The sequence below is a fragment of the Mesorhizobium sp. M0621 genome, from assembly GCF_040320745.1.
In the GTDB taxonomy this organism is placed as follows: Bacteria; Pseudomonadota; Alphaproteobacteria; order Rhizobiales; family Rhizobiaceae; genus Mesorhizobium.
Map to the genome: position 1 here is coordinate 1 of NZ_JAMYQF010000079.1, position 22,556 is coordinate 22,556.

The 22,556-nt window shown below is 63.7% G+C and carries 16 protein-coding genes; 9 read left to right on the top strand and 7 right to left on the bottom strand.

Annotated features, from left to right (window positions below; genetic code table 11):
* Nucleotides 1-314: 314 nt before the first annotated feature.
* Nucleotides 315-773, bottom strand: a complete 459-nt coding sequence (locus NKI38_RS31060) for a MerR family transcriptional regulator (protein ID WP_352630205.1) — start codon at nucleotides 771-773, stop codon at nucleotides 315-317.
* A 456-nt stretch (nucleotides 774-1,229) separates the two neighbouring features.
* Between NKI38_RS31060 and NKI38_RS31065 the strand changes: the two genes are divergently transcribed.
* The 4 genes from NKI38_RS31065 to NKI38_RS31080 all read left to right on the top strand — a co-directional run bounded on the left by NKI38_RS31065 (nucleotide 1,230) and on the right by NKI38_RS31080 (nucleotide 8,703).
* Nucleotides 1,230-5,267 carry a peptidoglycan-binding protein gene (locus NKI38_RS31065; RefSeq protein WP_352664374.1) on the top strand — a complete coding sequence of 1,346 codons (4,038 nt, stop codon included), beginning with the start codon at nucleotides 1,230-1,232 and terminating at the stop codon, nucleotides 5,265-5,267.
* Between the two features lie 192 nt (nucleotides 5,268-5,459).
* Entirely contained in the window at nucleotides 5,460-6,383 is a 924-nt protein-coding gene (locus NKI38_RS31070; RefSeq protein WP_352630170.1) for a sulfite exporter TauE/SafE family protein, read from the top strand.
* On the top strand, nucleotides 6,383-7,174 hold the full coding sequence (locus NKI38_RS31075) for a TIGR02186 family protein (protein ID WP_352664376.1): 792 nt from the start codon (nucleotides 6,383-6,385) through the stop codon (nucleotides 7,172-7,174). The genes NKI38_RS31070 and NKI38_RS31075 overlap by 1 nt, the downstream gene beginning before the upstream one ends.
* Before the next feature lie 272 nt (nucleotides 7,175-7,446).
* On the top strand, nucleotides 7,447-8,703 hold the full coding sequence (locus tag NKI38_RS31080) for an Hsp70 family protein (protein ID WP_352664378.1): 1,257 nt from the start codon (nucleotides 7,447-7,449) through the stop codon (nucleotides 8,701-8,703).
* Between the two features lie 10 nt (nucleotides 8,704-8,713).
* Here the strand turns inward: NKI38_RS31080 and NKI38_RS31085 are convergent, their stop codons facing one another.
* Complete coding sequence (locus NKI38_RS31085; RefSeq protein WP_352664380.1) at nucleotides 8,714-9,622, bottom strand: LysR substrate-binding domain-containing protein; 909 nt, start codon at nucleotides 9,620-9,622, stop codon at nucleotides 8,714-8,716.
* Nucleotides 9,623-9,900: 278 nt separating this feature from the next.
* Here NKI38_RS31085 and NKI38_RS31090 point away from each other — a divergent pair, with 278 nt between their 5' ends.
* The 4 genes from NKI38_RS31090 to NKI38_RS31105 all read left to right on the top strand — a co-directional run bounded on the left by NKI38_RS31090 (nucleotide 9,901) and on the right by NKI38_RS31105 (nucleotide 15,391).
* A complete protein-coding gene (locus NKI38_RS31090; RefSeq protein ID WP_352664382.1) occupies nucleotides 9,901-12,831 on the top strand; it encodes a molybdopterin oxidoreductase family protein in 2,931 nt (976 codons plus the stop codon).
* Nucleotides 12,828-13,562, top strand: a complete 735-nt coding sequence (locus NKI38_RS31095) for a 4Fe-4S dicluster domain-containing protein (protein ID WP_352664384.1) — start codon at nucleotides 12,828-12,830, stop codon at nucleotides 13,560-13,562. Before NKI38_RS31090 ends, NKI38_RS31095 begins: the two co-directional genes overlap by 4 nt.
* Before the next feature lie 2 nt (nucleotides 13,563-13,564).
* Complete coding sequence (locus NKI38_RS31100) at nucleotides 13,565-14,500, top strand: dimethyl sulfoxide reductase anchor subunit family protein (RefSeq protein WP_352664386.1); 936 nt, start codon at nucleotides 13,565-13,567, stop codon at nucleotides 14,498-14,500.
* 117 nt (nucleotides 14,501-14,617) lie between these two features.
* Nucleotides 14,618-15,391 (top strand): tetratricopeptide repeat protein, encoded by a 774-nt coding sequence (locus NKI38_RS31105; RefSeq protein WP_352664388.1) that lies wholly within the window; start codon nucleotides 14,618-14,620, stop codon nucleotides 15,389-15,391.
* Between the two features lie 25 nt (nucleotides 15,392-15,416).
* On the opposite strand, the gene pdeM is transcribed toward NKI38_RS31105, so the two are convergent.
* The 5 genes from pdeM to NKI38_RS31130 form a co-directional block, all read right to left on the bottom strand.
* Nucleotides 15,417-16,133: a ligase-associated DNA damage response endonuclease PdeM gene (gene pdeM / locus NKI38_RS31110; protein WP_352664390.1), complete on the bottom strand. Its 717-nt coding sequence runs from the start codon at nucleotides 16,131-16,133 to the stop codon at nucleotides 15,417-15,419.
* A gap of 13 nt (nucleotides 16,134-16,146) precedes the next feature.
* Nucleotides 16,147-18,666, bottom strand: coding sequence for a ligase-associated DNA damage response DEXH box helicase (locus NKI38_RS31115; RefSeq protein WP_352664392.1), 2,520 nt, complete (start codon nucleotides 18,664-18,666; stop codon nucleotides 16,147-16,149).
* A gap of 103 nt (nucleotides 18,667-18,769) precedes the next feature.
* Nucleotides 18,770-19,684, bottom strand: a complete 915-nt coding sequence (locus tag NKI38_RS31120) for a C40 family peptidase (protein ID WP_502899409.1) — start codon at nucleotides 19,682-19,684, stop codon at nucleotides 18,770-18,772.
* On the bottom strand, nucleotides 19,647-19,997 hold the full coding sequence (locus NKI38_RS31125) for a MarR family winged helix-turn-helix transcriptional regulator (protein WP_057143123.1): 351 nt from the start codon (nucleotides 19,995-19,997) through the stop codon (nucleotides 19,647-19,649). The genes NKI38_RS31120 and NKI38_RS31125 overlap by 38 nt, the downstream gene beginning before the upstream one ends.
* A 118-nt stretch (nucleotides 19,998-20,115) precedes the next feature.
* Nucleotides 20,116-21,480 (bottom strand): leucyl aminopeptidase family protein, encoded by a 1,365-nt coding sequence (locus NKI38_RS31130; RefSeq protein ID WP_352664396.1) that lies wholly within the window; start codon nucleotides 21,478-21,480, stop codon nucleotides 20,116-20,118.
* Nucleotides 21,481-21,605: 125 nt separating this feature from the next.
* Between NKI38_RS31130 and NKI38_RS31135 the strand changes: the two genes are divergently transcribed.
* Complete coding sequence (locus tag NKI38_RS31135; RefSeq protein ID WP_352630191.1) at nucleotides 21,606-22,427, top strand: tetratricopeptide repeat protein; 822 nt, start codon at nucleotides 21,606-21,608, stop codon at nucleotides 22,425-22,427.
* The last annotated feature ends 129 nt before the right edge of the window (nucleotides 22,428-22,556 follow it).

Here is a 22,556-nt window from a genome sequence, read left to right on the forward strand (position 1 = left end):
TGCAAACCCGCCGGAAATCGCGCGGGCAACTCAATACTCCCGCCAAGAATATCGAAATCAGCAACGATCAGACTTTTGCAGCAGCCTGCTAAAGCTGTAGGGGTGAGGCCAAGATAACGAAAAAGCCGTGCGGCTGGACCACACGGCTTTGATAGTCAGACAATCAGCAGATGACTTGGAGCTCGACGCAATTCCCAAGAGAAAGCGCCATGCGCCTTTCCCGGGAAAACCGTTTCACCCTTTTCCTGGAATTGCTTTGGAGAGTTTGGCGCAATTCCGAACGGAAAACCGTTTCACACTTTTCCTGGAATTGCTTAGTTCGCGGCGCTCGCTTGCGGCGCCGAACGCTCGGCCAGCATCTGGCGCACCGCCGACATCGAGCCGCTCAGCTCGTTGATGGCGTCATCGATCAGCGCCCGCTGCTTCTGCAGGCGGGCAAGCTGCTTTTCCGACTTGTCCAGCGCGAGCCTGAGCTGCTTGGTGTTTGAACCGGTCGGATCGTAGAGGTCCATCATCTGCTTGACGTCGCGCAGCGAGAACCCGACCTTGCGGCCAAGCAGGATCAGCTTCAGCCGGGCCTTGTCGCGGCGCGTGTAGAGACGGGTCGAACCGTCACGCTGCGGGTTGAGCAGGCCCTTGTCTTCATAGAAACGCAGCGTGCGCAGCGTCACTCCGTATTTTTTCGCCATCTCACCGATGCGGACAAGATCCTCGCCGGCTTCGACAGACATATTGGTATTGGCCGCGGTCTCGCCGGCCGAGATAAGCTTCATGGTCACTGGCTTTCCCCGTCTGGTGGCGTCGCGGTCCTTGACCGTGCGTCGCCTGACTGGAAGCGGGGGCCTGCTTCCAGTCGTGGTTTCAACAAACAAATCGCAAAACAGCACGCTCGACGCGCCTTTTACGTTTACGTCAATTCTATACCGATTGCCGCCTCATGACGCAAGGGCGTTCTGCGCGCCGAACTTTATGCCGCACCGTCAGGCCGACATCGAACATCCTTGCAACTTCTTAAGTTTGGTTAACGCGTTGTTTACCACGTTGGGCGAAATGTGGGCGCGTCGGCTACCCGTGTTTATCCTGTATCGAATTTTTCACGGTTTTTCGGAGTGCGGGTGAGAACCTGGGAAGCTCGTCTTCCACCGCGGCATAGCCGCTGGTCACCTTCGTTCCGACAGGGGCTTGGGGAGCTGGCCGCGAGCCAGCCATTCTGAAAGACGGACGCACCTATGAACAGCAAGCGGTCCTATCTCGATACACTCAACGCCGGCAGGCAGCGCAGGCCGCAGACCACGCTCGAGCAGTTGAACCGGTCGCTGGAGACGCTGGAGCAGCGGCTGGAGCGGACGCGCGAGGACCCGATGGCACGTCCCGATCCCCGCCAACCCGATCCCCGTCAATATGGCGCCGATGCGCGTTATCCCGCCGCCCGACCCGCCGGACAGCAACGCTGGTATGAGGATCCGCAGCCCGCGCCGCGCCCGAAGACCCCGATGCAGGGTGCCGCCGCTTTCGGGCAGAATTACCAGGCCATTGCCCGCGATATCGATCGCGTGCGCGGCCAGGAAGACGGCGTTGCCATGGTCGGCAAGATCGCCGGCGAACTGCGCGGCATGCGCGAGGAATTGCGCCACCAGATGACCGCGGGGCTGCAGCGTGAATTCGAAGCGCTGCGCAAAGACATAGAGCGGGCCTTCCAGTCAGGCGCCAAGCCCGGTGCCTCGGCCAAGGGCAGCGCCGAACTCGGCCTTGAATTCGAACGGCTTTCCGGCGCCATCCAGACGCTGGCCGAGAAGAGCGACGACAGAAGCGTCAACATGCTGCGGCTCGAGCTCGAACAGGTCAAAGCCGCGCTCGATACGCTGGCGCGCGAAGAGAGCGTGCAGAAGGTCGACCGCCGCTGGGACGATTTCGATCGCCGCTGGACGGCTTTCGAAGATCGCGTCGACGCCGATCAGCGCAAGCGCTCGGACGACCTAGGCCTTTCGATGCTGACCGACCGGCTGGAGCAGATCAGCAATGCCGTCAACAACCTGCCGGAATCGCTGTCGCTGCGCTCGCTGGAAGAAAAGGTGCGCACGCTTGCCGGCGCCGTCGACCATTTCGCCAGCCAGCAAGACAACCGCGGCAGCGACACGCTTGGCATGATCGACGAACGGCTGGACGAGATTTCCCGCGCCATCGTTGCATCGACGGTCGCGGCGCAAGCCAATTCATTCGACCACGAGGCTTTCGAGCGCATCGAGAAGCGGATCGACTCGCTTGCCCACCAGATCGAGGAAGTGGCGCAGGATCGGCCCGGCAACGCGGTCATGAACCGGCTGAGCACGCTGTCGAGCCGGGTCGACGAACTCGCCGGCCGCGCCAATCTGCCTGAGCAGGCAATGGAGCGCCTGGCCATGCAGATCGCACTCATCGCCGACAAGATCGACCAGGCGCCTGCAATGCCTGACGCCGACTACATCTTCCACGGCCTGGAGCAACGCTTCGACGTGCTGTCCGGCATGATGGAACGCCGCCAGGGCGACGCCATCGAACAGGGCAACATGCTGTTTCGCGATCTCGAACGCCGGCTTGACGAGGTTGCCGACAGGCTTGACCAGCGGATGCCGCAAGTCGACAGCGCCGGCATCATGGATGCCATCGATGCCCGCTTCACCGCGCTGGCCAAGCGCATGGAAACGCGCATTCCCGATCCCGCGGGCGAAGCGGCGATCCGCGGCCTGGAAAGCCGGCTGGAAGACATTTCAAGCCGGCTGGATGCGTCGGCCGCGCAGGTGGCCGGCATCGATCCGGCGCTGATCCGCAGCCTGGAGGCGCAGGTCGCCGGCCTATCCGCCCATCTTTCCAAGCCCAGCACGCCGCTGCCGGAATTCGAGGACATCAGCCCACGTCTCAACGAAATCGAGAAGTCGCTGGCCGGAACCCGCGATTCCATCCTTGGCGCAGCGCGCGAAGCGGCCGAGAACGCGGTGCAATCGCTGGCCGGTTCGAGCGCCAACACCACCGCTGTTTCCGGCCTTGCCCAGGATTTGAAGACCCTTGAAACGCTGACACGGCGCTCCGACGAGCGCAATTCGAGAACGTTCGAGGCCATCCACGACACGCTGCTCAAGATCGTCGACCGGCTGGGCTCGCTGGAACCCGGCGAACCGGTCGAGGCGATGAGCGAATTGCTGGATGCGGCACCGGTCGAGCCGAGCAACTGGCGCAGCGCACGGCGGCCCAAAATGGCCGTCGAGGCGCCGTCGATGGATATCGATCAGCCCCTGCCATTGACTGGGGACATGGCCGATCTCGATGGCCGCGCCGCCGCCCTCCTGCGCAATGAGCCGGGTGCTCGCAGCGACCTGGGCACGCATGGCGGCCTGGGCATGGGCACGCGCACGCCCGCCGAGGCTGCCGCGGCCGCGGCCATGGCTGCGCTCGGTTCCGACACGATCGCCGAGAAAAGCGAACAGGCAGGCGGCCGCAAATCGTTGTTCGGCGGCCTGGCCCGCGCATTCAAGGGCAAGAAGGAGGCGGACACTCCGCCGCTGGCCGGCTCGGCGCCCAGTGCCCCGGTACCGAGTGTCGATCTCGACGAGCCGCTCGATCCGAAAATGGCCAACCGGCCGCTGGAGCCCGGCTCCGGCGCACCTGACCTCAATGCCATCATGAAGCGCGTGCGTGACGAGCGCGGCCAGCCGGCCAAGCCCAGCGATACCGATGCCGCGAAATCGGATTTCATCGCCGCAGCCCGGCGCGCGGCGCAGGCAGCAGCCGCCGAGGCCGACGCGATGAAGCGCCAGTCGACAATAACCGGACCGGTGAAGGCGCTGCGGATCGGCGACCTGCTCAAGGCACGGCGCAAGCCGATCCTGATGGGGACAACCGCGATCCTGCTGGCACTGAGCGGCCTGCAACTGGGCAAGGCCTTTTTCGCCGATCCGGCGCAAGTGGCAAGCAACGACGCCGCGCCGACCGTCGCCTCGCAACCGGTGAAAACCGCCTCGTTCGACTCCGCCGGCCAGCCGAAGACGGACGTTCAGCCCGCGGCAGTGGAAAGCGCGCCGGACCGTGCCGTCAGACAAGCCGAGCCGTCCGAACCGGTAACCAAGGACGACATGGCCGCGCAAAGCACGATGGCCACGCCGGCAGGCGTCGAGCCGTCGATGGATGCCGCGCCGGCAGCCGAGCCGCCTCCTGCGCCCGTCGTCTCGGCTACGCCCGCCGATACCAGCGCGGCGACATCCGACACGGCAGCTTCGGCTGCGCCGGCCCCAACTGCCCCCGCCCCGACCGTTTCAACCGCCACGGATACGGATACCGACACCGGCACCCAGCCGATGGCGGCCCAGCCAGCCACCGCCAAGGATACCACGGGCGCGGTTCCGCCAACGGACGTTTCGCAGTCGGCGACCACGGCCAAGATCGACATTCCCGCCGACGCCGGCTCGGTCGCCTTGCGCGATGCCGCCGCCAGTGGCGATGCCAAGGCGCTGTTCGAGATCGGCTCGCGCTATGCCGAGTCGCGCGGCGTCAAGGAAGACATGGCGGCGGCGGCCAAATGGTACGAGAAGTCGGCGGAACTTGGCTTCGCGCCGGCCGAATACCGCATCGGCAATTTCTACGAAAAGGGCATCGGCGTCGCGCGCGACATCAAGAAGGCGAAGACCTGGTACCAGCTTTCCGCGGAGCAGGGCAACGCCAGCGGCATGCACAACCTGGCCGTGCTGTTCGCCATGGCCGCGGACGGCGTGACCGACAATGAATCGGCCGCGCACTGGTTCCAGGCGGCGGCCGACGTCGGCGTCAAGGACAGCCAGTTCAACCTCGGCATCCTCGCAGCCAAGGGCGTCGGCATGAAGCAGAATCTCGAGGAGTCCTACAAATGGTTCGCGCTCGTCGCCAAGACCGGCGACAAGGATGCGGCGGCCAAGCGTGACGAGATCGCCAATGCGCTGCGGCCCGAGCAGCTTGAACGCGCCCGCGCCGCGACCGAACTGTGGAAGCCCAAGCCGCTGGACGCGGCAGCCAATTCAGCCGACGTTCCCGAATCCTGGCAGGACGGCGCACCGCAGACGACGGCCAGCATCGACATGAAGAAGGCCGTCCAGAACATCCAGCGCATTCTCAACAAGAACGGCTACGACGCCGGTGGCGCCGACGGCAAGATGGGGCAGAAGACGAAGACCGCGATCATGGCTTTCCAGACCGACAACAAGATGCCGGCGACCGGCACGGTCGATGAAGAACTGGTCAAGGCGCTGCTGGCGCGCAAATAACGGCAGAGGCGTCGTTTCCACGACGCCCTTGCCACACATTTGCCTGTTAACTGATTGAGATGTTTTTTGTTTCGGCGGCGTAGCGCGGTTTGACTTCGCAGCACCTCCGGCGCAAGAACGAATTGGCTTGTCGGTCCAAGATGCCCGCAACGGTTGCATTCGCCGACAGGCAGAACTGATCGAGACTGACGGGTGGGCATCTATCTCCCGATCGCGGAAATTTCCGTCAACGTCTTCGTCCTGCTGGCCATGGGTGCGGCGGTGGGTTTCCTGTCGGGCATGTTCGGCGTCGGCGGCGGCTTCCTCATCACGCCGCTGCTGATCTTCTACAACATACCCCCCGCGATCGCAGTCGCCACCGGCGCCAACCAGGTCATCGCCTCTTCCGTCTCCGGCGTCCTTTCGCACATGAAGCGAGGGACGCTCGACTTCAAGCTCGGTGGGGTGTTGCTGGCCGGCGGCATCATCGGGTCCACTGGCGGCATCTATGTCTTCGCCTTCCTGCGCAGGCTCGGCCAGCTCGATCTGTTCATTTCGCTGCTTTACGTCGTACTGCTTGGTACCGTCGGCGGGCTGATGCTGGTCGAAAGCGTCAATGCGCTGCGCGCCACGCGCAGCGGTGCGGCACCGGTGCTGAAGAAATCCGGGCAGCACAACTGGATCCACCGCTTGCCGCTGAAGATGCGCTTCAGGGCCTCGAAACTGTTCGTCAGCGTCATCCCGGTGCTTGGCCTTGGCGCCGGCATCGGCTTCCTGTCGTCGATCATGGGCGTCGGCGGCGGCTTCATCATGGTGCCGGCGCTGATCTATCTCCTGAAAGTGCCGACTAATGTCGTCATCGGCACCTCGCTGTTCCAGATCATCTTCACCTCCGCCTACACGACGCTGGTCCACGCCACCACCAACCAGACGGTCGACGTCGTGCTGGCCTTCCTGCTGATGGCGGGCGGCGTGGCCGGCGCGCAATATGGCGCCAAGGCCGGCCAGAGGCTGCGTGGCGAACAGCTCAGGGCCTTGCTGGCGCTGCTGGTGCTGGCGGTGGCGATACGATTGGCCATCGGTCTTTTCGTCACCCCGCCCAATCTCTATTCGCTGTCTGCCGCGGGCCTCAACTGATGAGGGCTCCGAACGCGTTCGCAACCGCCATTTTCCTGTCGCTGCTTGCGGCCGCCGTGCCGGCGAAGGCACAGGTCCCGCTGACAGAAGGCATCCAGATCGGGCTCTCCACCGACAATGTCTCGATCACCGCCGGCTTTTCCGGCGCCGACCTGACCATCTTCGGTTCGCTGGAAAATCCCGATCCGCTCGTCGCCCGCCAGGGCCGTTACGATGTCATCGTCGTGCTCGAGGGTCCGCCCAAACCGGTGGTGGTGCGCCGCAAGGACCGGGTGCTCGGCGTCTGGGTCAATCTGGACTCCGAGACCTTCGAGAACGTGCCGATGTCCTATTCGGTGGCGACGACGCGGCCGCTGCAGGACATCACCGAGCCCAACAGCTACAAGCAGCTGTCGCTCGGCGCCTCCAACCTCTACATGCAACCCGCCGATGCCGGCGACAGCCCGGCGACGATCGAGGAATTCACTGCGGCGCTGCGGGAGCGCAAGTCGGCGACCGGCCTCTACAGCGAGAATGTCGGCGGCGTGCAATTCCTGTCGCAGAACCTGTTCCGCGCCACCGTCAGGCTGGCGCCGAACGTTCCGGTCGGCACCCACAAGGCGCGCGCCTTCCTGTTCAAGAGCGGCCTGTTCATCAAGGAAAGCTCGGCCCAGCTCGAAATCCGCAAATCCGGTTTTGAACAGTCGATCTTCCGTGTCGCGCACAATTATTCCTTCCTCTACGGCGTCTTCGCGATATCGCTGGCCATGCTGACCGGCTGGCTCGGGAGGCTGATCTTCCGGCGAGACTAATGCATGTCGCCCAAAAGTGGCCCCGGTTTTGGGAGACCGACATGCATCGAATCGAGAACCTAAATCGCGTCGCCTGAATCCGTTCAAACACGACACGCTTTAGAACTTTTCCCGAAAAGTGGTTTCCCTTTGCGGGAGCATGCGGTAGACCGCGCTCCCCAGCCAACTGGCAGACACAAACAATTCGGTTCGGCAGAGCAGCCCGTCCCCGGGCAGCGCGCGATTTCTCGTGGCGCCTATCGGCTCGCCGACGACCAATACAGGAACTTGTCATGCGACCAGCCTTCGGCGGCATCGACTTCGGCACTTCGAACTCCACCGTCGGTGTGGTCAGGAACGGGCAGCCGCGCCTCGTCGCGCTTGAAAACGGCCAGGTCACGCTGCCCAGTGCCGTGTTCTTCAATTTCGAGGACAACCGCACCTGTTTTGGCCGCCATGCCATCGCCAACTACACCGACAGCGTCGAGGGCCGGCTGATGCGTTCGCTGAAGAGCGTGCTCGGCAGTTCGCTTGCCCACGAGAAGACCCGCATCAAGGCCCGCTCGATCGGCTTCATGGAGATCGTCGCCATGTTCCTCGGCCATCTCAAGAAGAAGCTGGAGGTGGATGCCGGCGACACGGTCGAGACCGTGGTGCTCGGCCGGCCGGTGCAGTTCGTCGACGACGACGCTGAGGCCGACGCGAAGGCGCAAAGCGAACTCGAAAACGCCGCGCGCGCCCAGGGCTTCAAGCACATCGCTTTCCAGTTCGAGCCGATCGCGGCGGCGCTCGACTACGAGCAGAAAGTGACGCGCGAGGAACTGGCGCTGATCATCGACATGGGCGGCGGCACGTCGGACTTCTCGGTCGTGCGCGTTTCACCGCAGCGCTCCCGGTCGCTCGACCGCAAGGACGACATCCTGGCCAGCCGGGGCATTCATATTGGCGGCACGGATTTCGACCGGCTGCTGAGCATCGCCCATGTGATGCCGCAGCTCGGTTATCTCTCTCCAACCAAGGACGGCAAGCGCAACCTGCCGGCCAGCTATTTCATCGACCTTGCGACATGGCAGCGCATCAACCTGGTCTACACCACCAAGGCCATGACGCATCTACGCCAGATCCGCTACGAGGCCGAGCGCGCCGACCTGGTCGACCGCTTCATCCATATCGTCGAGCACCGCTACGGACACGCGCTGGCCGCCCTTGTCGAAAAGGCCAAGATCGAGCTGACCGACAGATCGTCCGCAGAGGTGGCGGTGAAGCTGCCGGGCGCGGAGTTCGCCGCCGACATCGCGCGCAGGGGGCTCGACGCCACGATTGCCAGGGATATCGAGCGGGTCACCGCAACCGTGGGGCAGACCATCCGGGACGCCCAGGTCAAGCCGTCCGACATCACCGCGGTGTTCCTGACCGGCGGATCGACCGCGATCCCGCTGGCAAGGCGAGAGATCCTGTCGCTGGTGCCGCAGGCATCCGTCATCGAGGGCGACATGTTCGGCTCGGTCGGACTTGGCCTGGCGCTGGATGCCCAACGGAAGTTCGCCTGACGCGGCCCACTCACGAGCGGGCGGGCACCGTTTCGTCGACGCCGGCGCCGAGATGCGCCTTGAGCGCCATCTGGGCCAGACTTGCCTGGCGATCGCGATGCGTGATCATGGCAAAGTCGCGTTTCGGCAAGGCGAGCGGCACTGATTTGAGACTGCCTTCGGCCACGGCGCGGGCCACGACAAGCTCCGAAATGATGGTGGCGCCGGCTCCGGCCTCGACCGCCTGGCGGATAGCTTCGTTGCTCGGCAGCACCAGGAATATCTGTAAATCGGCAAGCGAAATTCCTTCGCGACGCGCCAGATCCTCCAGCACCTCGCGCGTGCCCGAACCGCCCTCGCGGATGATCCAGCGCAGGCCCTTGATGTCGGGGTGGCCGGGCGTAGCTTCGGCGATCTCCGGATGCGAGCTGGCAACGACCAGCATGAGCCTGTCGACGTCGACCTTGGCGCGGCGCAATATGTCGGACTCGGTGCGCCCCTCGACCAGGCCGAGGTCGGCCGCGCCATCGAGGACATTGGCCTCGACCTGCCTGGTGTTGCCAATGGAGACGCTCAGCCTGACGGCCGGATAGGCTTCATGGAACGAAGCCAGCCGGCGCGGCAGCCAGTAGCTGGCGATGGTCTGGCTGGCGGCGATCGAGAGGCTGCCGGTGACCGTCTGCGAGACATGCTCCAGTACATTACGCGCGGCGGCGGCTCGCTCCAGGACGGCCTTGGCTTCCGGCAGGAACCGGTGACCGGTCTGGGCAAGCTCTATGTTGCGGCCGACGCGGTTGAACAGATGGACGCCGTGCTGTTCTTCAAGCGCCCGGATGGCCGCCGATGCGGCCGACTGCGAAATGCCCAGCAGTTCCGCCGCCTTGGTCATATGGCCGCGCTCGGCGACGGCGACGAAAATCCGCAACTGGTCCAGGGTCATGGGCGCATTAAGAACCAATATCGATCGAATTTACAAGAACAACTGATTAGACGGATCGATAGCTCTATTCTAAGTTTTCGGGCGAAGTTAGAAAAAATTCGCCGAGAGATCGCAGAGAGCAGAATGATCGGGCGGTTCAGATCCCTGCTTGCGCATTGGACCCGCGGCATAAGGCGGCGGCTGGCCGGCGATCGATATCACCCGGAAGAACACTACATGCGTGGCCCGGGACCGAAGACACGTGCCAAATCCGCAAGCCGCGCGGACACCCTGGGATCATGATCCAGGGACCGCCGCGCGGCGTGAATTCGGCACCATCGCAACGCCCGCTTGCCGACACGCGCGCACCGGATGAAGGCGATGGCGTCGACACCTCGCCTGACGTTTCCGACAGCATTGCCAAGACGACCTGCTACATGTGCGCCTGCCGCTGTGGCATCGATGTTCACATCAAGGATGGCAAGGTCCGCTACATCAACGGCAACAAGGACCATCCGGTCAATCGCGGCGTGATCTGCGGCAAGGGCAGCTCCGGCATCATGCAGCACTACAGCCCGGCAAGGCTAAAGAAGCCATTGCTGCGCACCGGCCCGCGCGGCTCGGGCGAGTTCCGCGAGATCGAGTGGGAAGAGGCATTCTCGATCGCGACGGAGCGGCTCTCCAACATCCGCCAGACCGACCCTAGGAAACTGGCCTTCTTCACCGGCCGCGATCAATCCCAATCCTTGACCGGCTGGTGGGCGAGCCAGTTCGGCACGCCGAATTTTGCCGCCCATGGCGGCTTCTGTTCGGTCAACATGGCGGCGGGCGGTCTCTACACGATCGGCGGCTCGTTCTGGGAGTTCGGCGAGCCCGACTGGGACAACACCAAGTACTTCATGTTGTTCGGAATCGCCGAGGACCACGATTCCAACCCGATCAAGATCGGCCTCGGCAAGCTCAAGGCGCGGGGCGCCAAGGTGGTGTCGATCAATCCGTGCCGCACCGGCTACAACGCGATTGCCGACGACTGGATCGGCATCCGGCCCGGCACCGACGGCCTGTTCGTGTTTGCCCTCATCCACGAATTGCTCAGGGCGGGCCGCGTCGATCTCGATTATTTGATCCGCTACACCAATGCCCATGTCCTCGTCGTGCAGGAGCCAGGTGCCGCCGATGACGGGTTGTTCATGCGCGATACCGACGGCGATCCGCAGGCCTGGGACAGGGTGGCGAAGACACCGGTCAGCGCCACCGATGCCACTGCGAAACCCGCGCTGACCGGCAGCTTCACGATCGACGGCCGCCATTGCGTGCCAGTGTTCCAGCTCATTGCCGACCGCTACCTCGATGAGAGCTATGCACCGGACGCGGCCGCCGAGCGCTGCGGCATTGCCGCCGATACGATCCGCAGGATCGCCGCCGAACTCGCCCATGTCGCCTTCGAACAAACGATCGAGTTGCCGATCGCCTGGACCGACTGGGCCGGGCGCCGGCACGAGACGATCAAGGGGCGGCCTGTCTCGATGCACGCCATGCGCGGCATTTCCGCCCACTCGAACGGTTTTCACACATGCCGCGCCATCCATTTGCTTCAAGTCCTCTTGGGCACGGTGGATGTCCCCGGCGGCTTCCGTTTCAAGCCGCCTTACCCTCGTTCCGCGCCGTCCGGACCGAAACCTGCGGGCAAGACCGTCAAGCCGATGACGCCGCTTGACGGCATGCCGCTTGGTTTCGTCTGTGGGCCGGACGACCTGCTGGTCGACGAGGTCGGCACGCCGACCCGTATCGACAAGGCCTATTCCTGGGACGCGCCGCTGGCGGCGCATGGCCTGATGCATACCGTCATCCGCAACGCCTGGGCCGGCGATCCCTACAGGATCGACACGCTGATGATGTACATGTCGAACATGGCGTGGAATTCCTCGATGAACACCATCGAGACCATGGCCATGCTGACCGACCATGATGACGCGGGCAACTACAAGATCCCCTTCATCATCTATTCCGACGCCTATTATTCCGAGACCGTGCCGTTCGCCGACCTCGTGCTGCCGGATACGACCTATCTCGAGCGGCATGACTGCATCAGCCTGCTTGACCGGCCGATCAGCCACGCCGATGGCCCGGGCGACGCTATTCGCCATCCCGTCGTCGAACCGGACCGTGATGTCCGGCCGTTCCAATCGGTGCTGATCGAACTCGGCGTGCGGCTTGGATTGCCAGGTTTTGTCGACGAGGACGGCACGGCCAAGTACCGCGACTACGCCGACTACATCGTCAACCATGAGCGCACACCAGGCATCGGCCCGCTCGCGGGCTGGCGCGGCAAGGATGGGACCTCGATCGGCAGGGGTGAGGCCAACCCGGACCAGTTGCAGCGCTACATCGACAATGGCGGCTTCTGGCATCACGATTTCGCGGACGACCAGCGCTACTACAAGATGGCCAACCGCTCCTATCTCGACTTCGCCGTGCAGATGGGCTTCATCCCCAAGGCGGAGCCAATCGTCTTCCAGCTCTATTGCGAGCCGATGCAGCGCTTCCGTCTTGCCGCGCGCGGTCATGGCCGCGTCTTGCCACCGAAGGGCGATCGCCAGCGCATCGAGACCTACATGGACCCGCTGCCCTTCTGGTACATGCCCTTCGAGGAAGCAGTCGTCGACCTCGAAAAATATCCGCTGCACGCGCTGACGCAGCGGCCGATGCACATGTACCATTCGTGGGGATCGCAGAATGCGTGGCTGAGACAGATCACCAGCCAGAACCGGCTGTTCGTGCATCACCGGACGGCAGCAGATCTAGGCCTTGTCGATGACGACTGGGTATGGATCGAGAGTATCAACGGCAGAGTGAAGGGACAGATCAAGCTGATCGACGGGGTGAACGAAAGCACGGTCTGGACCTGGAACGCCATCGGCAAGCGGCGCGGCAGCTGGGGGCTGAAGGACGACGCGGCCGAATCCAATCGCGGTTTCCTGCTCAATCATATCATCGGCGACCAGACCTCGGCTGACGCTCAGGGCAAGCGCTATTCAAACTCCGATCCGGTCACCGGCCAGGCGGCATGGTTCGACCTGCGCGTGCGCATCGTCAAATGCGCTGATGAGGAAGCCGGCTTCACCGAGCCGCAGTTCGAACGTTTCCAGCAGCCGCCGCATTTCGAACCCTCGCCCGACAAGCTGACTTTCGGGGCCGAGTTCCGCAGGGCAAGAGAGGCGGCCGAATGACCTGTCTGCCAAGTCAAAGCGGCAAGAAGCTCGGCCTCGTCATCGATCTCGACACATGCGTCGGCTGCCAGGCCTGCGTCACCGCCTGCAAGGAGTGGAACACCGGCGGCCACATGGCGCCGCTGACCGACATCGACCCTTATGGCGGCCATGTCGACGGCGTCTGGTTCAACCGCGTGCACAGCTACGAGCACACCACCGAGATGGGCGGACGCACGGTCAACTTCCCGCGCTCCTGCCTGCATTGCGAGACGCCGGCCTGCGTCACCGTCTGCCCGACCGGCGCCTCCTACAAGCGGGCTTCGGACGGCATCGTGCTGGTCGACGAGGACAAGTGCATCGGCTGTAAATTGTGCAGCTGGGCCTGCCCTTACGGCGCACGCGAATTCGACACCGATATCGGCGTCATGAAGAAATGTACGCTGTGCGTGGACCGCATCTACAATGACAACCTGGCTGAAGAGGACCGCGTGCCGGCCTGCGTCGCTGCTTGCCCGACCAGCGCCCGGCATTTCGGCGACCTGGGCGATCCCCTGTCGGCTGTCTCGCAACTGGTGGCGGAGCGCGGCGGCGTCGACCTGATGCCGGAGCTCGGCTATCACCCTACCAACAAGTACCTGCCGCCGCGCGCCCATACACCGCGCGCCGCATCGGTGGCCGCGCCGGCGCTTGAACCGGTGCGGGCCGAAGGCGGCTTCCTCGGCTGGGTCGACCGCATGCTTTCGAACTAGCCATGCATCCAGCCTTCTCCGTTGTCTTCTTCACCACCGCCACGGGCGCCGGCTATGGGCTGCTCGCGCTACTGGGCGTGCTCGGAGGATTCCAGGTCATCCCTCCCGATTTCTGGCTGGGCTTCATCGGCCTTGGGCTGGCACTCGGCCTGATCGCGGCCGGCCTGTTATCGTCGACCGGCCACCTCGGCAGACCCGAACGCGCCTGGCGGGCATTCTCGCAGTGGCGGAGCTCATGGCTGTCGCGCGAAGGTGTTGCCTCGGTCATCACCTTCATCCCGGCGGGACTGTTTGGCATCGGTTGGGTATTTTTTGGCCGCACCAGTGGCTGGGTGGCCATTGCTGGACTGCTGGCCGCCTGCGGCGCGATCGTCACCGTCTGCACCACGGGCATGATCTATTCGTCGCTGAAGCCGATCGCCCAGTGGCACAGCCGCTATACGCTGCCGGCCTATCTCATCTTCTCGGCGATGACCGGCAGCGTGCTGCTGAACGCACTGCTACAGGGATTTGCTCTCAGCTCGAAAGCGATCCTAGTGGCTTGCGTGCTGCTGACCCTGCTCGGCTGGGGCTGGAAGCTCGCGACCTGGCGCTACAATGACCGGCTGGAGATCGCAACCAACGCCAACACCGCGACCGGGCTGGCCGGCGGCACGGTGCGGTCGCTGGAATGGCCGCATACCGAGGAAAACTACCTGCTCAAGGAAATGGGTTTCCGCATCGCACGCAAACACAGCGCGCGGCTGCGCCAGATCGCACAGCTCCTGGCCTTTGCCTTGCCCGTCCTGCTGCTTGCCATTGTCTTCGCGCTACCATGGCCCTTCGCAGCGGCGCTGTCGGTGCTCGCCGTGATCGTGCAGTTCGCCGGCATGCTGGTCGAACGCTGGCTGTTCTTCGCCGAAGCGAAGCACACCGTCACGCTCTACTACGGCAGGTAGGGAACGCCAACATGCCATCGCAATTGCTGGATGTCAGTTAGTGTTGTCGTAAGTTGTGGCTCGGAAGAATGTGTCGTAGTTCTTGGAACGGCATCTTCCGGATTGGCATAGCAGGCGATGATCCTCACTCCCTTCAATTTAGCGTCGTATCTCGCACGAGGGGTTTGCGTTGCGGGCATTTTGGTTTTTGCTTCCCACGATTCAATAGCAGGCGCGCTCGAAGCCGACGCCGCCTTTGAAGCGAAGAATTATACAGAAGCGTACAAAGAATGGACGGCCCTCGCCCTAGAGGGCGATGTCACTGCGCAGTTTAATGTCGGATATCTGTATTCCAGGGGGCTTGGTGTGCCTCTGGATTATTCCAAGGCTGCCGAATGGTGGGGTAAGGCGGCGGATCAGGACATGGCAGTGGCCGAGTTGAATCTTGGTCTTTTGTATTCTTGGGGAAAAGGCGTTCAGCAAGACGAAGCGAAAGCGGTGGAACTTTGGCGCGGTGCCGCTGTTCAAGGTTTGGCCGAGGCTCAGCAATATCTTGGATACATGTATTTTGTTGGCAAAGGAGTACCCCAAAGCGGTGCCGATGGGGTTCTTTGGTCGACCAAAGCAGCGGAACAAGGCAACGTTGACGCGCAGGTAAACTTGGCCGCCGCCTACCTGACCGGCGAGGCCGTGGATAAAAACGACAAGCTGGCCTTTTATTGGTACGAGAAGGCCGCACAGCAAAATAACGGCAAAGCGCAGTTCAACTTGGGCGTGATGTACTTGAAAGGCGTTGGTGTCGAGAAGAATATCGAGCTTGCTGTCCAATGGCTGAAACGCTCCGCAGCGCAAGGGCATAATGGTGCGGAAGAGGCGCTCGACCGCATACAGGCAGCATTGAAGAAAACTTGAATTCCATCAAGACTAAGCGGCGACCTCAGCCCGGTCGCAGCATCGAGCGAGAGATCGCGAAGATGCGGTCCGCGCCAAGCATATAGGCCATTAGGGTGTCCAAGCGGAACAGCCCGGCATAGGCGCGGTCGAGCACGTTGAGCGAACCTGTATAGGCACCGAAGGCCGGCATGATCATGCGGCCGCCGTCGCCGGCAAAGCAGCGCCGCCGCACCGAACGGCCGCGTTGGACGATGCGGGCGCATGGATGCAGATGTCCCGCTATTTCACCCTCGACGCGTACCTTCGACGGCTCATGGCGGAACAGCAGCGAGCCGATGGCGAGTTCACGCACCGTTTCGCCCGGCAGGTCGGCGGGTGCTTCCGGATCGTGATTGCCGGCGACCCAGAACCAGTCGCGGCCTGCCATCAACACTTCCAGCCGCGCGCGAAAACTTGCATGCATGCGCTCGGCGCCTCTGCCGTCATGGAAGCTGTCGCCCAGGCTGATGACGATGGATGGCTGGTAGTCTGATATCACCGCCTGCAGTCTCAGCAGGGTCGCGCCGGTGTCATAGGGCGGGATCAGCGCACCGCGCCTTGCCAGCGACGACCCCTTTTCGAGATGCAGATCGGAAACGGCCAGAAGCCGCAGATCCGGAAAATAGAGCACGCCGCGCGGGTCGCAGACGGCGCGCTCGCCGGCGATGCCGACGAGATCGGCCTCGGCTATCAGCGATGCGCGCGCCAGCGAAAAATTCATCGGGAAATCAGACTCATCTTTGGCCCATGGCCTCTTCGACCAGATCGGCGGCTTCCATAAGCAAGGACTCGTTGGCGCCGCCATTCACCGATTCCTTGCCGATCTCCAGCATGATCGGCACCGCCAGCGGCGAAATCTGATCGAGATGCTTATGCATGATTCGACCACGCACGCGCGAGAGCATCTCGGCAAGTCTGCTGACATCGAGCAAACCGGCCGACGCATCGGTGCGCGTTGCCTGCAGCAGGATATGGTCCGGCTCGTGGCTGCGCAGCACGTCATAGATGAGATCGGCCGACACCGTTACCTGGCGGCCGCTCTTCTCCTGGCCGGGAAAGCGCTTCTCGATCAACCCGGCGATGACGGCGCAGGTGCGGAAGGTCCGCTTCAGCATCCAGCTGTCGTTCAGCCAGGCCTCGAGGTCGTCGCCGAGCATATCTTCGTCGAACAAGGCGGCCAGGGATGGTTTCTTCGTCTTGAACAAGGCGGCCATGTCGTCAAGCGCCCAGACGGCCAGCGAATAGTCGGTGGCGACGAAGCCGAGCGGCCGAGCGTTGGCCCGCTCCAGCCGTCGCGTCAAAAGCATGCCGAGCGTCTGGTGCGCCAGCCTGCCTTCGAAAGGATAGGCGACCATGTAGTGGCGGTTGCCGCGCGGAAAAGTTTCCACCAGGAGGTCGCCGCGCTTCGGCAGCACCGATTTTTCCTTCTGCAGCCGCAGCCAGTCGGCGACCTGTTCGGGCAGCGCCTGCCAGCGGCCGCTGTCGGCCAGCATGCCGCGCACCTGATCGGCCAGATAGGTCGAGAGCGGAAACTTGCCGCCGGCATAGGACGGCACGATGATGTTGGCGCCGGCGCCGTTGGAGACGACGCATTCATTCTCGCGAATGCCCTCGAAGCGCAGCACCTTGCCGGCGAACAGGAAATTGTCGCCGGGACGCAAGGTCTCGGCGAAATACTCCTCGACCTTGCCCAGCACCGGCCCGCCGCGGCCCGCCATGCCGCGGCCCTGCCTGACATAGCGGACATTGAGTTCCGGCATTTCGACGATGGTGCCGACATTCAGCCGGTATTGCTGCGCGATGCGAGGATGCGAGACGCGCCACAGCCCGCCAACCGTCTTTCGAATGCGGGCGTAGCGCTCGTAATTCTTCAGCGCATAGCCGCCAGTGGCGACGAAATCGACGACGCGGTCGAAGGTCTCGCGCGCCAGCGCAGCATAGGGCGCGGCACTTCGCACCTCTTCGAACAAATGATCCGCATCAAAGGGTGCGCCGCAGGCAACACCGAGCACATGTTGCGACAGCACGTCGAGAGCGCCGTTGATCAATGGCGGCGTGTCCTGCGCGCCGAGATAATTGGCGTCGAGGGCGGCCCTGCATTCCAGCACCTCGAAACGGTTTGCCGGAATGAGGATCGCTTTCGACGGCTCGTCCATGCGGTGGTTGGCGCGGCCGATGCGCTGCGCCAGCCGGCTCGCCCCCTTCGGCGCGCCGACATGCACGACCAGGTCGACATCGCCCCAGTCGATGCCGAGATCCAGCGTCGACGTCGCGACGATGGCGCGCAATGTATTTTCGCCCATCGCCTTCTCGACCCGTCGACGCTGGCCGACTTCGAGCGAGCCGTGATGCAGGGCAATCGGCAGCGAGTCCTCATTTGCCCGCCACAATTCCTGGAACAGGAGTTCCGCCTGGCTGCGTGTGTTGACGAACAGGATCGTTGTGCGGTGCCGCTTGATCGCTTCATAGATTTCGGGGATGGCGTAGCGGGCCGAATGGCCGGACCACGGCACATGCTGTTCCGAGTCGAGAATGGAGATGTCGGGCTTGGCCCCGCCGGCCACGGTGATCAGGCCGGCCATGGCGCCCGGCGGATTCTGGGCGACTAGCCAACGCCGCAACTCGTCGGGCTCGGCGACCGTTGCTGACAAACCGATCGTCTGCAGGCCGGGCATGTAACTGCGCAGCCGCGCCAGGCCGAGCGCCAGCAGATGGCCGCGCTTCGACGTCACCAGCGAGTGCAACTCGTCGAGCACGACATAGCGCAGATCCTCGAAGAAACGCCGGGCATCGGGCGCCGCGATCAGCAGTGCCAACTGCTCCGGCGTGGTCAAAAGGATGTCAGGCGGCACCAGCTTCTGCCGCTGGCGCTTGTGCGAGGGCGTGTCGCCCGTGCGCGTCTCGATGGTGACAGGCAGGCCGATCTCCTCCACCGGTTTGCCGAGATTGCGCTCGATATCGACCGCAAGCGCCTTCAGCGGCGAGATGTAGAGCGTGTGGATGCCGCGATGTGCCTGGCCTGATTTTCTCTTTGGCCGGTTGGCCAATTCGGTCAGCGAGGGCAGGAACCCGGCCAACGTCTTGCCGGCGCCGGTCGGCGCGATCAGCAGCACCGATTGGCCGTCTTGAGCTTTCGCCAGGAGTTCGATCTGATGGGCGCGCGGCGACCAGCCCTTTTCGCCAAACCATCGGATGAATGGTTCGGGCAGGGCGACGGTGGCATTCTGTTCGGCAAGGCGCGGCTGCTCTGTCACCTGCCAGAGGTAGCGCGACGGCAGTCAATCGCCAAGAAGAATCGGAACAAAAGGGGATCGCTCTTTCCCTTTTCCCTTATGGGGAGAAGGGCAAGCTCTCGTCTTAAGGCCGCCGAAACCCCGTCGGACCACCATAGAGATAGCCGATGCGGGCGACAGCGTCCTTCAGCCCTTCGCGCGACACCAGCATGGTGTGGCCGTTGGCATGGATCATCGTGTCGGCGTCGGTCATGACGGCGACATGGCCCTTCCAGAACACCAGATCGCCGCGCCGCAACCCTGAGAAATCAGGTCCCGGTTCCAACGGCTCGCCGAGCGTCGCCGCCTGCATGTCGGAATCGCGCAGCACGTTCCTGCCGGTCATTCGCATCGCCAGTTGCACCAGGCCCGAACAATCGATGCCGAAGCCGGAAGCGCCGCCCCAGAGATAGGGTGTGCCGAGAAACATCTCAGCCACCGAAACATAGTCGGCGGCCACATCACCGAGAGGCCGCAGATGACCTGCGATGATCGCCTCGCCGGAGGGCAGGACGGCATAGTGCGTGCCGCGGGTCTCGGCGGCGCCCGTCACCGCCACCGTCGACCCCATCGACAATTGTCCTGCGATCGGAAACCTCAGATCGGGTCCAGGATAGAGAAAAGTGCGTGGTGCCGAGACGATGTGCGTGGGCGCATGGTCCCGCCTGCCCAGCATCGTGTCGGCGACATAGCCGACATAGCCGTCGCGTTCGGCCTGGACCCAGGCCCAGCCTTCAGCCACTTCGAAGACCAGGACATCATCGCCGAACAAGACTTGCGTGTTGACGCCGGCATCAGGCCGCGGTGCCTTGCGGATATCGGCCACGGACGCGGTGATCCGCGCCGGCCGACCGGCAACGAAGCGGTCGGCGGCGACCTCACCCTGCAGCCGTGCATCGGCAAGGTCGGAACGGAAAGCGTGAAGGCGGGCATCCCTGGCGGTCAAATCGGCAACTCTGAAATTAGATGGGTAACTCGTGAGCCTTGGCAATGATACCATCGCCGAAGCGCTCGACAAAGAGCGCGCCCTCGACCGTGCGCCTGATCAGCACATTGCGCTTGTCGAGTTCGTCGCGATGGCGCGACACCAGCTTCAGCGCGCCCATCGTGTCGAGCGCGCGGGTGATGACCGGCTTGGTGACATTGAGGCGGGCGGCGAGACCGCGCACGGTGTGCGGCGGCGGGTCGAGATAGATGGTGAACAGGATCGCGGTCTGGCGCATGGTCAGATCGGGCGCGTCCTCGCGCACCTGCGACAGCATCACTTGCTGCCACAGTCGCAAGGCCTGGCTCGGGCGCATCGCAATCGACATCGCGCCAGCATGACGGCAAATTGTTTCGGTTCCGTTTCAGTTTCCGACCTTTTTGTTGAACCGGGATCTCTGGACAAACGGGTTCCGTTTGTCCGGGAAAACCGGTTCCGGACCATGGTTAGCCAAAGCGTTTCAAGATGATCCGCTCCAGCGCGCGGATGCCTTGCGCCTCGCCGCCGGCGGGGCCATGCGGGCGGTCCGCGGGGTTCCAGGCGAAGATGTCGAAATGCGCCCAGCCAACGGTCTTCTCGACAAAGCGCTTCAGGAACAGTGCCGCCGTGATCGAGCCGGCGAAACCATCCGTGGTAACATTGTTGATGTCGGCGATCTTCGACGACAATTTTGCATCGTAGGGCCGCCACAACGGCATGCGCCACAGCGGATCCTCGGCCGCGACGGAAGCCGCCGCCAGGTCAGATGCCAGCGCTTCGTCGCCGGTATAGAATGGCGGCAGGTCGGGGCCGAGCGCGACACGCGCTGCCCCGGTCAGCGTTGCCATGTCGACCAGAAGCTGCGGCTCCTCCTCGTCGGCCAGCGCCAGCGCATCGGCCAGCACCAGCCGTCCTTCGGCGTCCGTGTTGCCGATCTCGACGGACATGCCCTTGCGGCTCGCCAGCACGTCGCCGGGCCGGAAGGCGTTGCCGGCAATCGAATTCTCGACCGCGGGAATGAGCACGCGCAGCCGCACATTCAGTCCGGCAGCCATGATCATCGAGGCGAGGCCAAGCACGTTGGCTGCGCCGCCCATGTCCTTCTTCATCAGCAGCATGCCGGACGATGGCTTGATGTCGAGACCGCCAGTGTCGAAACAGACACCCTTGCCGACCAGCGTCACCTTCGGCGCGCCTTGCGGCCCCCATCGCATGTCGATCAGGCGCGGCGCGCCGGCCGACGCGCGGCCGACGGCATGGATCATCGGGAAGTTCCGCTCGAGGAGATCGTCACCCTTCACCACCGAGACTTCGGCCTTGTGCCTGCCGGCCAAGGTCCGAACCGCCTTCTCCAAGTCTTCCGGGCCCATATCGCTGGTCGGCGTGTTGACCAGATCGCGTGTCAGGAAAACGCCATCGGCAATGCGGCGAACGCGTCCGGCATCGACGCCGGCAGGCAAGCCGAAGCGCAGTGCCTTGCCGGGTTTCTTGCCGTAGCGGGTGAAGACATAGCCGCCGAGCATCAGCGCGGTTGCCGAGAGTTCCGGCTCGGTCGGCGTCGAGGCGAAATGCCAGTCGCCCTCCGGCAAGGCTTTCGACAATGCGCCGAGGGCGAGCGCGCCTTCGCCATCTCCGATACCGAACAAGGCGCCGCCGAGCGCTCCGTTTTCGCCAGGCACGACCAGCGTCCTGCCTGCCTCGCCGGAAAAGCCGTTGGCTCTGGCCCAGGCGACAGCGGCTGGCGCAAGACCGGCTGCCTCGAGGCCGTCCCTGGCGACCAGATGGACCGGCAGTGCGCCCGGCAATTTCTTCTCGACGAGTTCGACAGGCATTCGATGTTCTCCATGCGGCGGCCCCCGAGTCGCCGTTCTTAACTGTCCGTTAGGGTTAACAGAATATTTCTGCGGGAGGGAAGACGGCCACGCAATGGCCGCGCATGAATGGAGGCCCGGGGCCGATGCCGACCAACCGCAGGATCAACGCCAGGGGAAAACGGCTCATCACCACGGCCCTTGTGCTGGCGCTCGCGGCGGGCGTTGCCGGTTGCGGAACCGACAAGCTCTCCACCGGCTCTATCGGACGCAGCGGCGGCAAACCTCTGGAAACCATGTCGGCCGGAGAACTGCACAATGCCACCGGCGCACTTGGCCAATCCTATGCCAGGAACCCCAACGACAAGCGGATAGCGACAAATTATGCGGCGGCATTGCAGATGGATGGCGACGCCGACCAATCGCTCGCCGTGATGCGCAAACTGGCGATCGCTCTGCCGAAGGATCGTGACGTGCTTGCCTCCTACGGCAAGGCACTGGCGGCCAATGGCCAGTTCGAGCCGGCACTCGACGCCGTGCGCCGCGCTCAGACGCCGGAATATCCCGACTGGAGGCTGGTGTCGGCCGAAGCGGCCATTCTCGACCAGATCGGCCAGAAGGCCGATGCGCGCCAGCTTTACCGCAAGGCGCTCGAACTCAAGCCGAACGAGCCTTCGGTGCTCTCCAATCTTGGCATGTCCTATGTGTTGGAAGGGGACCTGCGCACCGCCGAAACCTATATGCGCTCGGCCGCGCAGCAGCCGAATGCGGACAGCCGGGTCCGTCAGAACCTGGCGCTGGTCGTCGGCCTGCAGGGCCGTTTCGACGAAGCCGAAAAGATCGCCTCGCAGGAACTCTCGCCCGAACAGGCGCAGGCAAATGTCGCCTATCTTCGCCAGATGCTGGCCCAGCAGAATGCCTGGAGCCAGCTCAAGGATCAGGACAAGTCAAAGCCCGCGACCAACTGAGGCGACAATCTGCAGAGACCTTGAATGAAGAAGCCGCGGGGGCGCGGAGCCCCGGGGTTGTTGTGTTATTAGGTATTAACAAAAGGAACCCCCCCCCCCCGCCGCGCGGGAGCGTGGGGGGGTGGGGGT

Excerpts from the sequence above, each read along its gene's own strand:
- NKI38_RS31060 (WP_352630205.1), bottom strand. The coding sequence starts at position 773 with ATGAAGCTTATCTCGGCCGGCGAGACCGCGGCCAATACCAATATGTCT.
- NKI38_RS31065 (WP_352664374.1), top strand. The coding sequence starts at position 1,230 with ATGAACAGCAAGCGGTCCTATCTCGATACACTCAACGCCGGCAGGCAG.
- NKI38_RS31075 (WP_352664376.1), top strand. The coding sequence starts at position 6,383 with ATGAGGGCTCCGAACGCGTTCGCAACCGCCATTTTCCTGTCGCTGCTT.
- NKI38_RS31080 (WP_352664378.1), top strand. The coding sequence starts at position 7,447 with ATGCGACCAGCCTTCGGCGGCATCGACTTCGGCACTTCGAACTCCACC.
- NKI38_RS31085 (WP_352664380.1), bottom strand. The coding sequence starts at position 9,622 with ATGACCCTGGACCAGTTGCGGATTTTCGTCGCCGTCGCCGAGCGCGGC.
- NKI38_RS31090 (WP_352664382.1), top strand. The coding sequence starts at position 9,901 with ATGATCCAGGGACCGCCGCGCGGCGTGAATTCGGCACCATCGCAACGC.
- NKI38_RS31095 (WP_352664384.1), top strand. The coding sequence starts at position 12,828 with ATGACCTGTCTGCCAAGTCAAAGCGGCAAGAAGCTCGGCCTCGTCATC.
- NKI38_RS31100 (WP_352664386.1), top strand. The coding sequence starts at position 13,565 with ATGCATCCAGCCTTCTCCGTTGTCTTCTTCACCACCGCCACGGGCGCC.
- NKI38_RS31105 (WP_352664388.1), top strand. The coding sequence starts at position 14,618 with ATGATCCTCACTCCCTTCAATTTAGCGTCGTATCTCGCACGAGGGGTT.
- pdeM (WP_352664390.1), bottom strand. The coding sequence starts at position 16,133 with ATGAATTTTTCGCTGGCGCGCGCATCGCTGATAGCCGAGGCCGATCTC.
- NKI38_RS31120 (WP_502899409.1), bottom strand. The coding sequence starts at position 19,684 with ATGGTATCATTGCCAAGGCTCACGAGTTACCCATCTAATTTCAGAGTT.
- NKI38_RS31125 (WP_057143123.1), bottom strand. The coding sequence starts at position 19,997 with ATGTCGATTGCGATGCGCCCGAGCCAGGCCTTGCGACTGTGGCAGCAA.
- NKI38_RS31130 (WP_352664396.1), bottom strand. The coding sequence starts at position 21,480 with ATGCCTGTCGAACTCGTCGAGAAGAAATTGCCGGGCGCACTGCCGGTC.
- NKI38_RS31135 (WP_352630191.1), top strand. The coding sequence starts at position 21,606 with ATGCCGACCAACCGCAGGATCAACGCCAGGGGAAAACGGCTCATCACC.